We start from the raw sequence: 14,012 nt of genomic DNA on the forward strand, positions 1-14,012 counted from the left end.
TGGTTCGGTTAGATGGCGTGAACGATCAGTACGGTTTTCTTTGTCACGAGTATTATTGCCTTTCTCTGATTTTCGACATTAGTGTCGGAGTGATCAGATGTCTTGCGGCTATCATCGTACAATGTTGAACAAACGGCACATTCACTTTACGTCTTCAGAGGGCGAGATAAATTCTGAAAGTGCTACACAATGCTCGTGTAAAATAGAGAGGAATGTCTGCTCGGTCAGAGCAACTATGATACGCTTGAATAGCTATTCAGTCTGCAAGAGAGGAACGAATGCACCTATGAATCAATCCTATTCCACCACCAGAAACCGAGGCAAACGCCTTTTAACCAAGGTTCCAGAAATTACGATTTACTTCTGGAGCGTCAAATTGCTAACGACAGCCATGGGCGAATCAACATCAGACTATCTGGTGAATCACATCAATCCGTATGTTGCGGTCATTCTTGGTTTTATCGGCTTCGTGGGCGCACTGATCCTACAGTTTGCGGTTCGGAAATACATTGCATGGATCTATTGGCTTCTGGTCGTGATGGTTGCGATCTTCGGCACGATGGTCGCCGATGTGACGCATATTGTCCTGGGCGTGCCGTACTATGCCTCAACCATCGCCTTTGCCATCATCCTCACGGTCGTTTTCACGACTTGGTACAAGGTGGAGAGGACGTTATCCATCCACAGCATCAATACTCGTCGGCGCGAAGTATTTTATTGGGCGGCTGTGCTGGCTACGTTCGCTATGGGGACTGCTACAGGAGATATGACGGCAACCACCTTGCATCTGGGGTACTTGGCATCGGGGATTCTGTTTATCGTTTTGTTCTTGCTCCCAGGACTCGGCTACGCCCTGTTCCGTCTGAATCCCATTTTCGCATTCTGGTTTTCCTACGTCATGACCCGACCCCTTGGAGCGTCGTTCGCGGACTGGTTTGGCAAGCCAAAGAGCATCACGGGACTTGGGTATGGTGATGGGATTGTAGCGGGAGTATTGACCGTATTGATTGTGATCTTTGTTGGATATCTTACGATCAGTCGCAGAGATGTTCAGAAGGAATCTGAAGGACGGAGATATAGCGGTGAGTTCGGACGCTCGTAATAGGGAGAAGTCGGCTGGCAGATTGGCTTCCCACCAGTGATGAATGCGATGACGATTGCAAAAAAGGTGTTCAGTCAGTGTTGATGTATGACAATGCCCCTCGGAGTCTCCAAGGGGGCGCTTAACACAATGTTACATGGTTGCATATTTAGCTAATTAGCTATACAATAATGTCATGATAAACGACAAAGTATTTAAAGCCATGTCAGACCCGACCCGCAGGAAAATCATCGAGTTACTGAAGGAACGACCTATGACGGCTGGTGAAATTGCAAGCCATTTTAAGCATGCTCAGCCAACCGTTAGTCGTCATTTGAACGTACTCAAAAATGCGGATTTGGTTGTAGATCAACGTGAAGGAACGTATGTGGTCTATCGTCTGAATACAAGCGTCATACAAGGGTGGTTAAGCTGGCTCCTTGATAAATTTGGGGGTGGAAGTTCAAATGAACAAGATGAAGAGTAACGCTATCCCTTGGTGGGGATGGATAGTATGGTTGCTTATAGCTATTTTCGGAGTTTTAGTCTACCGTCACTTACCTAATCAAATAGCGACACATTTCAACGCAAACGGACAGCCCAACTCCTTCAGTTCTCGGTTGAAGGGGATCATTACCGTACCTTTAATCATGTTAGCTATCATGATCCTTTGGCAATTTGTCTGGAGAATTGACCCAAAGAGAAAGAACTACGCGAGCTTTTGGTCAACATATCGAACTGTAGGTGGTATCGTGGTTCTATGTTTGGGAGCAGTACAATTCTGGGTGTTAACGTATGCACTACAAAGTGAATGGGCATCAGCAAGAATTTTGCCAACAGTGATTGGGGTCATTTTGCTCTTGTTGGCGAATGTGTTGCCTCGCCTTCAATCGAATTGGGTGGTTGGCATCCGTACTCCATGGAGTCTCTCCAGTGAAGAATCTTGGAGAAAAACACATCGCTTAGCAGGAAATTTAGGTGTTCCGATGGGGATTATTATCGTTGTCTTAGCGTGGATTCTTCCTACATCGATGATTAAGTGGGGACTTTTGTCACCAATTGTAATTTGGGCATTAGTTACAGTGATTGCGTCTTATATCTATGCCCGTAATGAATCACTATAGCAGGGAGAGATGTTTGTTTATGACAGTGCCTCTTGGAACCCCCAAGGGGCATTTATACCATACAGTTGGAGTCTACGCCCACTCTATCCATTGTTTTTGAATTTCCTCTCCCAACATCCATTCTATGCGGTACTTTAGTTCCTGCAATGACTGATTCAACAAGGTCATCGCCTATACCATTCACATAGTCTGTATCATTAACTCCACCCGTTGCACCGCATCCCTCGGATTTTGACTTGCGTCCTTAATCGGATAAGCCTTCTTTCCGCACGAACACCACATTGAGGGATACGGCATATCGGATATATGCACCTGACCGCACTCGCATATGTATCGAGGTGCTCGAATGACTTCGACAATCGTCTTCGTATCAGGAACATAGAGATGAATCAGGGTTCCAGGGAACCAGTCGTTAGCATGGACTCGGATTTGTCCCTGGTCACGCGGGAATGTAACAGAAACAGTGGTTCCATCAAAGTCCTTGCATTGTTTAGTTCCCCCAAACCGACGGATGACCTTTCTCCGTGATGTCGCCTCAACAATGTGGATAAATGTCGTCCCAGACTCGGACTGTCCTGAAATATCCCACCAGCGCAAACGTTTTTCGTTCATGTTCCTCGCTCCTTTGTCTCCTGGTATACACTTAGACGTAACACGTTGCAGAATTGTCTCAAGATCACAGAAGAAAATATTGGGTAGGTCTCTCTATATGTCCGATAAATAGGAATTATCCACAAATAGGATGTGTATAGGTGGATAAGTGTCGTCCGCTGAGACAAAGGTTGCCACTCTGTTTAATTATTTTTGATTGGCACATACGACTTAAAACTATTCCAGGCTGTTTCTCGTCTACATAAGCGAAAGGAGGGTGACATTTGCAATCAGATGAAGAACTCATCACTGAAATCAAACACGGTAGCCGCTCCGCCATGGAAGTCTTAATCCGACGCTATTACAAATTGGTGTTTGGCATCGTATATCGCAAGACGGGCGATTATCATGTGGCATGTGATTTGACACAAGAGGTCTTCATAAAGGTGGCAAAGTCAGTTTCCTCCTACAAGGGAGAAGGCACCTTCAAGAGTTGGCTGACTTCCGTCACATACCATCATTGTGCAGATCATTTCCGAAGTGCGACACATGCTCGAAAGAAGAATGAGATTGAGATCCAACCTGAGATTGCTGATGAATCCATGAACGTTTATCGGTTGTTGGAACGAAATGACGAGAGAAGGGCGATTAGAAACGCCTTAACGCAGTTACCTGATTATCAACGCGACACCATCGTCCTCAGTTATTTTGAAGGGATGAAAATTCGAGAAATCGCTGAGTTAATGGAGTGTACGGAGTCCACGGTTAAGTCTCGGCTCTATCAAGGGCTGGGGAAATTAAGAAAGATGGTCAAGGGAGGTGATGGCTATGACAAAGAGAGACACAACTCGTGAGTGGGAACTTCTGTTCAAGGAACAGGGCGAGGAAATGGATGTGGACGAACTCGCAAGAATGCTCGATGGGTACACGGTCGAGTTCCCGCCCGAACACATCATCGAACGCACAATCGAAAATTGTGTTGTCCATGTACCACGGTACGCCTCGGAGAGCAGTAAATTGAAGCGGATGTTCCATACGCTGTCGCTTCAAGTCGAATATGTTTCAAAGTGGTTTTGGCTCTTTAGCTTGTTGCTTTTCGTTAGTGGATACGTTGCAACGGTGCTTGATTCAATCAGCCCCTATAAGACGGTCTTAGTTCTTTCTCCGATGCCATTTATTCTTGGAGTATTGGAGATTCTCCGAAGTACAGACAGCGGGATGGCAGAAATGGAACTTGCCAGCAAGATGTCACTTCCGCAAATCATGATGGCACGATTTGCTCTCATTGGCTCTTACAATGTCGTACTCAATGCCATCATCTCGTTCGGACTATATTGGACATTTGGCATTGATTTATGGAAAGTGCTGTTGTTCTGGGTGGTTCCGTTTACGTGGATGTCCAGCATTATGCTGTTTCTGGCATCGAGGTTTCGAGGCAGACGCTTGGTCCCGATCGCAGTCTCCGTATGGGGTGTTCTCGTAATCGGTATCCTTTCAAATCCAAAAACATTGCCCTATCTGCTATCGCTAAATGACATGTTATTCGTTTTGTTTGGAGTGGTAGGGTTCGCATTACTCTGGATGCAGTCTATCCAACTACGCAACCGAGTAGAAAGAGGGATCTTCGTTGAAATTGCAGATTGAGAACATCTCGAAAAGCTACAGAGGGAAAGACGCATTAAAGAATTTCCACGTTGAACTGTCTGAAGGCGTACATGCGTTATTAGGACCGAACGGTGCTGGTAAAAGTACGTTGATGCGTATTGTCGCAGGAATTCTCCGCCCATCCACTGGCAGGGTATTGGTCGATGGCGAGGATATCGCCGCCATGGGTGAACGCTATCGTGATATTCTTGGCTATTTACCACAGAGTTTTGGTATTTATAAAAGGTTTACAGCAGAACGTTTTTTGATGTATATCGCGGCATTAAAAGGGTTGGACAAATCCAGTGCTGAAAAGAAAGTTTCAGAGATGTTGCAACTGGTGAATCTCAATGATGTTCGCCACGTCAAAGTTAGTAAGTTTTCTGGTGGGATGAAGCAACGGTTAGGTATTGCACAAGCTCTATTAAATGATCCGAAGATCCTGATTGTCGATGAACCCACGGCAGGTCTTGATCCGAAAGAACGGATTCGATTTCGCAATCTTCTTTCAGACTTTTCGACGAATCGGATTGTGCTGTTGTCTACTCATATCATCTCCGATGTGGAATTCGTGGCACAGGATGTCCTCATTATTAAAAATGGGCAATTGGTGAATCGGAATACTCCAGAAGGATTCTTACGGCAGATAGAAAGGAAAGTGTGGTCATTAACCTGTACGGAACGGCAAGTGTCAACCATTCAACAACAGTTTCAAGTTGGCAGTGTGACCCGTACTCGTGATGGTGTGTCCCTTCGTATTGTATCTGATCAGCAACCATCACCGAACGCAGAAACGGTTGCTCCGACCTTAGAAGACTTATATCTCTATTATTTCGGTGAGGAGGTGACCTCAGATGAAGCAACTGTCACTAACGTGGTTTGAGTTGTATAAGCTGTTTTCTCGAAAGAGTGTGTGGATTTTCTTCGCCATCATGGTGTTTTGTATCTATCTGCCCTTGCAAATACTTACATCGTCATCAGGTGGTTATGCAGGCTATTATCAGTCCGCGCCACCGACTGCCCAACAGGTACAACAAGCAAAGGCAGAAATGAAGAAAATCGCACCGAAGCTCGAAGGTCGCAATGTAAACCTTTCAAACAAAGAAGAGATTGCCTTAGTTCGCGAGGACGAACGTAACTCCGCAATTCTCAATGCAGAAACAGGTAGTGCTATCAAACCCACACTGGAAATGCTACAGCAATCCATTAACAAGTTGAAAGCGCAGGGGCAAATCGGGTTTACTTATCGCGCAGATACCCTTGAATACAACATGATGAAACATCTCCCGTACATCGGCTTTGGGCAATACAACGGTGCGAGCAACATGATTGTCGATTTCTTTAAGACCTATGGACTCATTATTTTTGGAGCGATAATCTTGGTTGGTTTATCGCCTATCTTTTCAGAAGAATACTCCTTGGGAACGGATAGTTTTTTATTAACAACTAAACGCGGCAGGAGACAACTGGTCACTGCGAAGATACTGGCTTCAATGCTGTATGTTTTGGTGATGGAAGGCATTTTGCTGGTAGTCAATGTTGCTTCAAACTTGAGTCTGTTTGATATTGGGGGATTTAACTACCCGTTACAAAGCATTGCCTTATATAGCGCCCCTTTTCACTTGACTGTCGGGCAATATATAGCAGTTGCGGTATTGATTCAACTGTTGGGCGGTATTGCCTTCGGATTTCTCATATTGTTACTGTCCTCGTTTAACAGATCCACACTGGTAACATTTTTCGTTTCAGCAGGAATTTTCGCAGTTCCAGAACTCATCGTAATGATGTTCGGGCTAAAAAATTGGGCGCAAACCCTTATGGACTTTAGCTACACAGGATTGATACAAGTATCAAGGTTATTTAAGAGCTTCGTTGCTTATAACGTGTTTGGTTATCCAGTGTTGTACCCGATTCTCGTAATTGGTCTTGCGATACTGGTATCTATTCCGATTGTTTGGCTGACGTATCGCGTGTATTGCAGGCATCAAATCGCCTGATTTCGGCGACGGTTTCCGTTGGTCTAAGAAGGCACAAGTAATCACCAACCATCAAATTGTGGAGCGGCAGTGTATGGAACACTGTCGCTTTTTTACTGTGATTACAGTGTTTGATACAACGCGGGTGTATGAAAATTCTTTGACCAAGAAAGGAATTGTTGAAGAACTGGAGAATACCACTTAGAGCAACATACATAGATAGGCTATGTTTGGAGGGGCTTTATGAGAAATGAACGTTTGAGAGGATACTTGGATGTCATTTTGTTATCGATTCTCCTGGAAGGGGACTCGTATGGGTACGATATCGCGCAACAGGTAAGTGACCAGACTCATGGAGCATTGGCAATAAAAGAGGGGTCGCTTTATCCAGCGTTAAAGCGGTTGGAGGCAAATCGATTCATTGAGGGATACTGGGGGACGGACAAGGATTCGGGTCCTCGCCGACGTTATTATCGCATCACAGATCGAGGCAAGAGTCATCTCAGGAAATTACAGGAGGAGTGGAACGCGGAGCAACGCCTGCTATCGGTTTTCTTCGACAAGGTGGTGCCCGAATGAACCGATTCGATGCCTATCTTTACCAGATCCTAAACGGTACTTACCTTCACAAACAGGAGAAAGTGGCTTGGATCGAAGAAATGCGGAGCCATTTAGAGGATTCTGTGCAACATTATCGAGTTGCGGGCTTGTCGGATGAACAAGCGCATCAAAGAGCACTTGCATCCTTCGGCACAGCCAAGGAACTTCGTCAGCAGATTATTCGAGAGACGTTTGTAATCTCGCCCAAGTGGTATCTCATTGTGGGTGTCTTATGTTTTATCTCGTTGGGGGTAGCTCTCTTTACCAACATGCGATTTGATGATGCCGTTGTTACCATCGGGAATCCTACCACATGGGAACAAATACCCACACCTCAATGGGTGGTATGGTTGCATCAACACTTTCCATTGAATCCTGCTCGCTGGGTAACGCTTGGCACGATGTCCTTCATGATGGTATTTACCAGAAAACAAACGGATCGGCTGGCTGTTCTTATCAGTTGGATACCATTTTCCGTATCACTGTTACCCAGTAGTGTTTCACTGCCCCTGGGGTCAGACGGAATTCGGCAGGTTGTCTTCTCAGCCCTACCAATTATCCAGCCAATCAACATTGGCGCAACATGTGAGTATGGAATCATTGTTGCCCTTGGTATCGCGCTTTATATATGGACACGTAATCGGATAATCAGCTTGACTCCATGGATGATATCGATCACGCTGACCGTTGCACCGTTTTTGTGGAGCTTGATGCAGGAGACGCTGTGGGAGCAAACCAGAAACCCAATTTTCTGGGGGCTGGCACCAGTAAGTTGGGGGTATCTATGGAGTGCTATATCGTCCGTTATCGTTCATTTGATTGGCGCGGTGCTGTTGTTGTTTATGTGCAAGAGGGTTGAGTCCAGTTCCATTCGGCTGAGAAAGCTCATATAGATCATCCACGATTGGAGGGACTTGTGTGTTGACGTTTACCCCATTCGGCGTAGTCGCTGTTCTACTATACTTGATAATCGCTATAAGCATAGGTATTAAGAGGAGAACTCCAGCAACTCGGCAAGTTTTGTATTTTGTCTTTTTCGTATATCTCCTCGTTGTTGCTAAGATCACGTTGTTTCCAATTCCACTGCACCACTATGGAGTAAATGCACCTGCGAATAATATCATTCCATTCCATACGATACGAGCAGTGATTGCGGGAAAGTCACTTTCCTATGACCTTTATAACCTGGGAGGCAACATCCTACTGTTTGTTCCGTTTGGCTTTATGTTACCCTTGATATCCTCAAGGCAAAATCGGTTTCTGAGAGTTGTCCTGCTGGGATTTTGCATGACTTTGGTGGTCGAGTCAGGAAAGTTCATCATCTCATCTGTATTGGGTTTTACATATCGCGATTTTGACGTGGATGATTTAATACTCAACACCTTCGGGGCAATTGTTGGCTTTGGTATTTTAAGGTTCGCATTGCGGTTTTGGCACTCTCAACATTGGAAATCTCCGCGAATGTGGCTCATAGGCAGTCCGATTCTCGTCTTGATTATCCTTGGCGGTGTATGGGGATATGAATTCGAATCGCACTCCACGCCTACCAAATCCCAGGAAAGTTATGATTCTAATGTGTTGCCTCTTGAGACAATCCACGTTTCCAAGGGTGTCGTATTGATTACAACGACCGACCCTCGCGTTTCGAAGGAACCTGGGTATGTGGCGTGGTACTTGGAAAAGACCAAGTTATGGGGATGGCGGTTAAAGGTAAAGTCGTATGACTTGCTGAATAGCAGAAATGGTTCAATGGAGGCTTCTTTTGCCTCAATGACAGTGAACGGTAAAACATTTGCTTGGGGAGCAATAAAGAAGCCCGATGTCCAGGAAATTGTGTACCGTCAAAATGGGAAAACGTATAAAAGTCACACTGATCAAAAAGAATTTTGGGATATAAGTCTACCGTTCAACCAGACCGTTTTTCATCATTCAGACTGGACTGTTAAGTTGAAGAATGGAAGCATTGTACCACTGTTCGAGTAGGAGTATATAGAAGGTGTCCCATATAGTTGGCAGGGAGTAACAAGAGCTTGCAGAAAGTGCGTCTTGCATAGTGGAGGGAGGTATTGATCTTGAGGAAACGATTTGAAACGTGGTTTGTGTCGTCTGTACTCCCACTGGGTCTTTTGGTCGTTGGTGTAAGTACGGCAAGCGCGGCGAACAATGTGCAAGTCGCAAAGCCTATCACAACCCCAGCAACGCCCCATTCGATTCCGCCACAATTGCAAGGGAAACCAGCACAACTGACCCCCGACCCAGGAATTGTCTCAGCGTACAGCGCAAAGACAACAGATATCGGGTTCGAGTCCGACCTGAAATCATCAAAGAACTTAGACCCAGGTATGACACCGCAATACCCACCATCCTTGGGACTGCCTAATGCACACCAAGCAACACCAGGGCAAACGCCCAAGACGAAGAATTAAGGGCACACGTTATAGAGAGTAATCACCCGCCCTATTCCCGTTGAGTTAAGGGAAGGACGGTTGATTTCAAATACTTCTTCGACATGATGGAATACGAAAAAACCCCTCGGAGTCTCTCCAAGGGGCATTTGCTGTTTGTGTTTCAGTGAAAGTCCACGTCAATCTGACGACCTATCTGCTTCTGAGTCTTTGGAATCCTGACTTCCAGTATGCCATTTCGATACGATGCTTTCGCTCCCGTGTCATCCACTGCAGTCGGCAATGGTACAGTGCGCGAGAATTGTCCATAGTATCGTTCCATGCGATGCACGTTCTCGTTCTTTTGTTCGCCCATCCGTTCGATTTTTCCGCTGAGATGAAGGTGATTATCGTGGACGGTGATGTTTACGTCTTCCTTCTTCTCCAGCCCAGGGATTTCAGCGGTAACAATCACTTCGTTTTGGCTCTCCCGAACGTCAACTCGAATCCGCGCCATATTCGCAAAGTGACTCTCGAACCAGTCGTCATCGAACAGTCGGGGGAACGATGGAAACGAGCCAAAGTCACGTCTCATGATGCCAAACGGGTCATAAGGTACTAAGGGCATGTTGATTACACCTCCAGGTCGAATGTCCGAGTTTATGGTTCCCCAGAGGATGATGAAACTTGCACCTGTTCTGGGTACACATCCCCTATACTGAAATCGTATGGCTACGGAACCCACACGTCCAATGATCCCGCTTATCACCCGCATTTCTTTACCCCGCATCAAGAGCGTGTTATCCCCTCGAATAACTTATCCGTTCCCGTGGATAGTGTGCCATTAGAGGCTTTAACGTTTGAAGATCGTACGTGACTATAGTACCCCAGCTACATAAGGATGGTCATAAATATAATTACCTTGCTTTACAGAGTAATTATGTTTATAGTGTGAAATGAGGTGATGATGCCTTGGACATCGACACGCAAGTTCTCAAGGGGCACATTGATACAATCATTCTCTCCCTTCTTTGCAAGCAGGACATGTACGGATATGACATAGCGAATGCTGTTCGCAAACGCAGTCATGGAAAGTTTGAGATAAAAGAAGGAACTATGTACTTGTCATTAAAACGCATGGAGAAAAATGAACTTATTGAATCTTATTGGGGCGGAACCGAAGGAGGCGGTGCTCGTCGCAAATACTACCGCATCCTTGAGTCGGGTCAGCGTTTTTATAGGTACAAGAAACGTGAGTGGTCATACCTCAAGTCTGTCTTGGACACTTTTCTGGAGGAAGGATGAACACTATGGAAAAGCAAATCGATCAATATGTAAATGAAGTTTACAGCGGTCTCGTTGAAACAAAGGAAGTCCACGACCTAAAAGAAGAAATGCGAAATCATTTACTCCAAACTGCAAGGGATCTGAAACAGCAGGGACATAATGAAGAGGAAAGTGTGCGTTTAGCCATTGAACGATTTGGTGACGGCGAGAACCTAAGACATGATCTTGAAACCTTATATGGACCTACTGTGAATCAGGTAGATTCATCTCGTGCTGGTAATGTGTTGGGATGGGCATCTTTGATCGTGGGTCTCTTATCGTTCCTGAGTAGTGTATACGCAATACTTTCTATTCCGCTCGGCATAGTTGGATTGATTTTGGGTGTCATCGCAAGAAAGGGATCAAATCGACGCATTGCAATTTGGGGCATTGCTGTTTCTGCGGTTGCCATTCTCCTGACGATTTTCCTTCTTCTCCTTCTCACTGTCCATTCTTATTCAGTAACACCAGTAAACGTACACAGCAGTTCACAGCCAATGCAAACGAATCATTCATAAAATGATCGGGATATTAGGTCAATGGGATTTGAGTAGAGGTTGAGCCGCTAATCAGATGAACATGGGCTTAAAGAGGGAGAAGATTTATCGGGGCAAACGGGGATTTGGTTATCTATACGATCCGTTCGCAGTAAATGTTGTTTTTTGAATTTCCAGTAGGAACATATATCCAGTGGTTGTAATATGAACTGAGGGGGGTGTTCAGGATTGACGATTGATAGTGGCAAGAGGGTACAAATTCTCATTGCTGTACTGTATCCTATTACGATCTTCGGACCACTATGTGATTTGGAATGTTCTTAGCCCTTGGATCGGTATCGTTTGTCTTGTGCTGTTCTGTGCATTGTAGGGTAACGTCCGATATCTATTGGTCTCCACAGTGATTATGCTCGCTACGGCTGTTCAGATTTGGTGGTTGTTCATCGCTCCAAATATGTCACAGGTCAAAATGTCATCGGGTGGTATCCGCTGATTATCATAGACTTTCTTCTTTTCGTCTTGTTGCCTGAAATCATTCTCGTTTGGGGGAGAAAGGCTGTTCTTCGAAGGTATAGACGGGTCTAAGATTAATCGGAAGCCGTTGTACGCTACTCACTAAAGTCGTTGTACTTGTCTTTCAGCCCCATCATCTTCCCTTTCGTCCCCCGTGGCTTTCCACCAGACGCCTGCTTTGCCTCGCTTTTCGCGCTTCAGACGGCGAAGGAATGGGCAATGGAAAGTTGATACGCGCTCGTTTTCTCACGACCTTCGTTCTTTTATCAGCGTTCGACGTTCGTTCCTCCGACAATAGAAGTCTCAGTTCAGCCAGGGATTCTTCGGGCAAAACGTCAATCAGGCGGTCAAGTCCGACATCGGTTGTTACCGCCAGCAGTAACTCCAGTTTGACAGTTTCCGCCGATGACAATCCACCATTGGTAAAGTTCTCAAACAATTGGAGATATGTCCCATCTTCGATTTTTTGACCCTGTTTACGTGGAATCAATTCCGTCATGGCTAAGACCTCCGTATTAAGAACTGGGGAGAGGGGGACGGGAGTAGTTAAACCCAACCCGTCCCCGTGACCCCTTTGCCTGTCTTTTCAGCCCTTGTCGATGACTTTCAATTGATGTGCCAGGTTTACGAGATCCTCCATAGATAATCCAGAGGCGGTCAGCATATATGGACGTTCATCTCTTTCCCAAAATAGACGGGCTAAAACCATATTTGGCGTGTAAACCACTGCACTTTTCGCTGTTGGGCTAAGGTCTGGCTGTTTTTCAGTTAACTTCGACAGCCCCCAGTGACGGGCAACATCATCGTTTAACCGTTCAGCTTGCCACAATGTCACGACAGGACTCCCGCGAAGTAGTTCGCGAGACCGAGCGGGAGTACCATATCTGACCGCCCATTCCTTCCCGCGATAATACTTGCTGATATCGACTGTTCCGCTTATCCCAAGGGACGACACTGCATCTTCATTCAGTCCCATTAACGTAAACGGGCATTGCTTTAATGCGTCAGAGATAGACACCTGAGTCCCGAATCCACCCATCAAATCAGAGAAAGACCGCAACATTGATTTCGGAATGTGGGTTGGCAGGTCGAAGGTGCGACGTGTGACGGGTGGGTTGCAAGTAACGTGATCGATTTCTTCTCTAAATGAGCATTTGTCATTCCGCCAATACTCAATAATCCTTGGAACTCCATCAGTTGGATGTATCCAAAAGTGAACTCCCGCCTGTTCGTGTTCATCGTTGGTGGATTCGGCAAAGTGAGTTGGGAGCCATACATGCCACAGGTCATTTCTTTCGGACGGTAGAACCACTAAATCCTCACTTGACAACAGTTCTCTCCAGAGATGCTCAAGAATGAACTGGGGATCGGGGTTCCGTGACAACTGAATCTGATTGATGGTGTTGGAACTCTCGAACCAAGTCCGCATGCGATTACCGTGGATAACAGTAGTCACATTGCCTGCTTCATTAGACTGTGTATCGATACGCCACCAATTGGGTGACATCCAGGTGTACTTTGCGTGTTGTTCCGTTGATTCTCCTGATGCTGAATACCAATGACGAATGAGATCAAATTTGACGCTCTTTATCGTTGCCCACGTCTGCGATAACGTGTCTTTGATTTGACGTTGTTCGACCAATCGTCTTTCTCGCAGTTGAGAGAGCATGGATTCCCATGAGTTGGCTCTACCTTCCCCGTTGTTTCCGCCGTCCTCGCTGTAAGAGAGCATGGATTGAAGTTGTTGACGCGCTCTCGACAATCGGGATTTCACGGTTCCAGAGGGAATGTCAAGGAATCCCGCAACTTCATTGACCGTCCATTGATGGATACCCGCGAGAAGAAACACTTGCTGAAGATCCAGGGGCAGTTTTGAATACGCCTTCTCAAACTCTATTTTCAGGAGGACATCTGCCTCAACATTGCTGTTGTCCGAGATTTCGACCATGGATTCCGTCTTTCGCTTGTTCTCTTTATTTAAGAAACGGAACGCTTGGGTCTTCACGATTTGAAAAAACCAACTTTCAAACGCCTGCGGTTTGCGTAGTTCAGACAAATGACGCGCCGCCAACAATAGGCTGTCCTGCACAACATCTTCTGCGGTGTGCCGATCTCTACAGAATTGATGTGCCCAATTCACCGCTTTGGGACGAAACAAATCGACTAAGGCAGTCCAGGCTTCACGGTTCCCATTACGACAATCAAGTACCAACTCTGATACGCTCATGTTTCACACCTCTTTCTCGGTATTCACCCTTTACGATTCGAGATGAGGT

General features: G+C 45.8%; 17 protein-coding genes. 13 read left to right on the forward strand and 4 right to left on the reverse strand.

Features of this window, described 5'->3' with window-relative positions; all coding sequences use genetic code 11:
* Positions 1-286: 286 nt before the first annotated feature.
* The 3 genes from NZD89_RS02020 (at position 287) to NZD89_RS02030 (ending at position 2,205) form a co-directional block, all read left to right on the forward strand.
* The gene (locus NZD89_RS02020; protein ID WP_268006193.1) at positions 287-1,102 is read left to right on the forward strand and encodes a COG4705 family protein; all 816 of its coding nucleotides are present in this window, start codon (positions 287-289) and stop codon (positions 1,100-1,102) included.
* A 175-nt stretch (positions 1,103-1,277) separates the two neighbouring features.
* Positions 1,278-1,568: an autorepressor SdpR family transcription factor gene (locus NZD89_RS02025; protein ID WP_198146717.1), complete on the forward strand. Its 291-nt coding sequence runs from the start codon at positions 1,278-1,280 to the stop codon at positions 1,566-1,568.
* Positions 1,549-2,205, forward strand: coding sequence for an SdpI family protein (locus NZD89_RS02030; protein ID WP_268006194.1), 657 nt, complete (start codon positions 1,549-1,551; stop codon positions 2,203-2,205). Before NZD89_RS02025 ends, NZD89_RS02030 begins: the two co-directional genes overlap by 20 nt.
* Before the next feature lie 180 nt (positions 2,206-2,385).
* On the opposite strand, the gene NZD89_RS02035 is transcribed toward NZD89_RS02030, so the two are convergent.
* Entirely contained in the window at positions 2,386-2,817 is a 432-nt protein-coding gene (locus NZD89_RS02035) for a hypothetical protein (protein ID WP_268006195.1), read from the reverse strand.
* A 263-nt stretch (positions 2,818-3,080) separates the two neighbouring features.
* Between NZD89_RS02035 and NZD89_RS02040 the strand changes: the two genes are divergently transcribed.
* The 8 genes from NZD89_RS02040 (at position 3,081) to NZD89_RS02075 (ending at position 9,442) form a co-directional block, all read left to right on the forward strand.
* Positions 3,081-3,650: an RNA polymerase sigma factor gene (locus tag NZD89_RS02040; protein WP_268006196.1), complete on the forward strand. Its 570-nt coding sequence runs from the start codon at positions 3,081-3,083 to the stop codon at positions 3,648-3,650.
* Positions 3,625-4,440, forward strand: a complete 816-nt coding sequence (locus tag NZD89_RS02045; RefSeq protein WP_268006197.1) for a hypothetical protein — start codon at positions 3,625-3,627, stop codon at positions 4,438-4,440. Before NZD89_RS02040 ends, NZD89_RS02045 begins: the two co-directional genes overlap by 26 nt.
* Positions 4,424-5,323: an ABC transporter ATP-binding protein gene (locus NZD89_RS02050; RefSeq protein ID WP_268006198.1), complete on the forward strand. Its 900-nt coding sequence runs from the start codon at positions 4,424-4,426 to the stop codon at positions 5,321-5,323. The genes NZD89_RS02045 and NZD89_RS02050 overlap by 17 nt, the downstream gene beginning before the upstream one ends.
* Positions 5,295-6,437, forward strand: a complete 1,143-nt coding sequence (locus NZD89_RS02055; protein WP_268006199.1) for an ABC transporter permease subunit — start codon at positions 5,295-5,297, stop codon at positions 6,435-6,437. The genes NZD89_RS02050 and NZD89_RS02055 overlap by 29 nt, the downstream gene beginning before the upstream one ends.
* Positions 6,438-6,659: 222 nt before the next feature.
* Positions 6,660-6,995, forward strand: a complete 336-nt coding sequence (locus NZD89_RS02060; RefSeq protein WP_058095759.1) for a PadR family transcriptional regulator — start codon at positions 6,660-6,662, stop codon at positions 6,993-6,995.
* On the forward strand, positions 6,992-7,909 hold the full coding sequence (locus NZD89_RS02065; RefSeq protein ID WP_268006200.1) for a permease prefix domain 1-containing protein: 918 nt from the start codon (positions 6,992-6,994) through the stop codon (positions 7,907-7,909). Before NZD89_RS02060 ends, NZD89_RS02065 begins: the two co-directional genes overlap by 4 nt.
* 25 nt (positions 7,910-7,934) lie before the next feature.
* Positions 7,935-8,999, forward strand: coding sequence for a VanZ family protein (locus tag NZD89_RS02070; protein ID WP_268006201.1), 1,065 nt, complete (start codon positions 7,935-7,937; stop codon positions 8,997-8,999).
* An 89-nt stretch (positions 9,000-9,088) separates the two neighbouring features.
* Complete coding sequence (locus tag NZD89_RS02075; RefSeq protein WP_268006202.1) at positions 9,089-9,442, forward strand: hypothetical protein; 354 nt, start codon at positions 9,089-9,091, stop codon at positions 9,440-9,442.
* 142 nt (positions 9,443-9,584) lie between these two features.
* Here the strand turns inward: NZD89_RS02075 and NZD89_RS02080 are convergent, their stop codons facing one another.
* Complete coding sequence (locus NZD89_RS02080) at positions 9,585-10,028, reverse strand: Hsp20/alpha crystallin family protein (protein ID WP_268006203.1); 444 nt, start codon at positions 10,026-10,028, stop codon at positions 9,585-9,587.
* A 344-nt stretch (positions 10,029-10,372) separates the two neighbouring features.
* Here NZD89_RS02080 and NZD89_RS02085 point away from each other — a divergent pair, with 344 nt between their 5' ends.
* Together NZD89_RS02085 and NZD89_RS02090 are read left to right on the forward strand one after the other, a co-directional pair.
* Positions 10,373-10,705 (forward strand): PadR family transcriptional regulator, encoded by a 333-nt coding sequence (locus tag NZD89_RS02085; protein WP_072875176.1) that lies wholly within the window; start codon positions 10,373-10,375, stop codon positions 10,703-10,705.
* A gap of 5 nt (positions 10,706-10,710) precedes the next feature.
* Complete coding sequence (locus tag NZD89_RS02090; RefSeq protein WP_268006204.1) at positions 10,711-11,244, forward strand: permease prefix domain 1-containing protein; 534 nt, start codon at positions 10,711-10,713, stop codon at positions 11,242-11,244.
* Between the two features lie 625 nt (positions 11,245-11,869).
* Here NZD89_RS02090 and NZD89_RS02095 read toward each other — a convergent pair.
* Both NZD89_RS02095 and NZD89_RS02100 read right to left on the reverse strand, forming a co-directional pair.
* A complete protein-coding gene (locus NZD89_RS02095) occupies positions 11,870-12,235 on the reverse strand; it encodes a hypothetical protein (protein ID WP_072875178.1) in 366 nt (121 codons plus the stop codon).
* 87 nt (positions 12,236-12,322) lie between these two features.
* Positions 12,323-13,963 carry an RNA polymerase sigma factor gene (locus tag NZD89_RS02100; RefSeq protein WP_268006205.1) on the reverse strand — a complete coding sequence of 547 codons (1,641 nt, stop codon included), beginning with the start codon at positions 13,961-13,963 and terminating at the stop codon, positions 12,323-12,325.
* Between the last annotated feature and the right edge of the window lie 49 nt (positions 13,964-14,012).

This window comes from Alicyclobacillus fastidiosus (genome assembly GCF_026651875.1).
Classification (GTDB): domain Bacteria; phylum Bacillota; class Bacilli; order Alicyclobacillales; family Alicyclobacillaceae; genus Alicyclobacillus; species Alicyclobacillus fastidiosus.

What these genes read in the sequence shown, in the direction of transcription:
- NZD89_RS02020 (WP_268006193.1), top strand. Translation starts at nt 287, where the DNA reads ATGAATCAATCCTATTCCACCACCAGAAACCGAGGCAAACGCCTTTTA.
- NZD89_RS02025 (WP_198146717.1), top strand. Translation starts at nt 1,278, where the DNA reads ATGATAAACGACAAAGTATTTAAAGCCATGTCAGACCCGACCCGCAGG.
- NZD89_RS02030 (WP_268006194.1), top strand. Translation starts at nt 1,549, where the DNA reads ATGAACAAGATGAAGAGTAACGCTATCCCTTGGTGGGGATGGATAGTA.
- NZD89_RS02035 (WP_268006195.1), bottom strand. Translation starts at nt 2,817, where the DNA reads ATGAACGAAAAACGTTTGCGCTGGTGGGATATTTCAGGACAGTCCGAG.
- NZD89_RS02045 (WP_268006197.1), top strand. Translation starts at nt 3,625, where the DNA reads ATGACAAAGAGAGACACAACTCGTGAGTGGGAACTTCTGTTCAAGGAA.
- NZD89_RS02055 (WP_268006199.1), top strand. Translation starts at nt 5,295, where the DNA reads ATGAAGCAACTGTCACTAACGTGGTTTGAGTTGTATAAGCTGTTTTCT.
- NZD89_RS02060 (WP_058095759.1), top strand. Translation starts at nt 6,660, where the DNA reads ATGAGAAATGAACGTTTGAGAGGATACTTGGATGTCATTTTGTTATCG.
- NZD89_RS02065 (WP_268006200.1), top strand. Translation starts at nt 6,992, where the DNA reads ATGAACCGATTCGATGCCTATCTTTACCAGATCCTAAACGGTACTTAC.
- NZD89_RS02080 (WP_268006203.1), bottom strand. Translation starts at nt 10,028, where the DNA reads ATGCCCTTAGTACCTTATGACCCGTTTGGCATCATGAGACGTGACTTT.
- NZD89_RS02090 (WP_268006204.1), top strand. Translation starts at nt 10,711, where the DNA reads ATGGAAAAGCAAATCGATCAATATGTAAATGAAGTTTACAGCGGTCTC.
- NZD89_RS02095 (WP_072875178.1), bottom strand. Translation starts at nt 12,235, where the DNA reads ATGACGGAATTGATTCCACGTAAACAGGGTCAAAAAATCGAAGATGGG.
- NZD89_RS02100 (WP_268006205.1), bottom strand. Translation starts at nt 13,963, where the DNA reads ATGAGCGTATCAGAGTTGGTACTTGATTGTCGTAATGGGAACCGTGAA.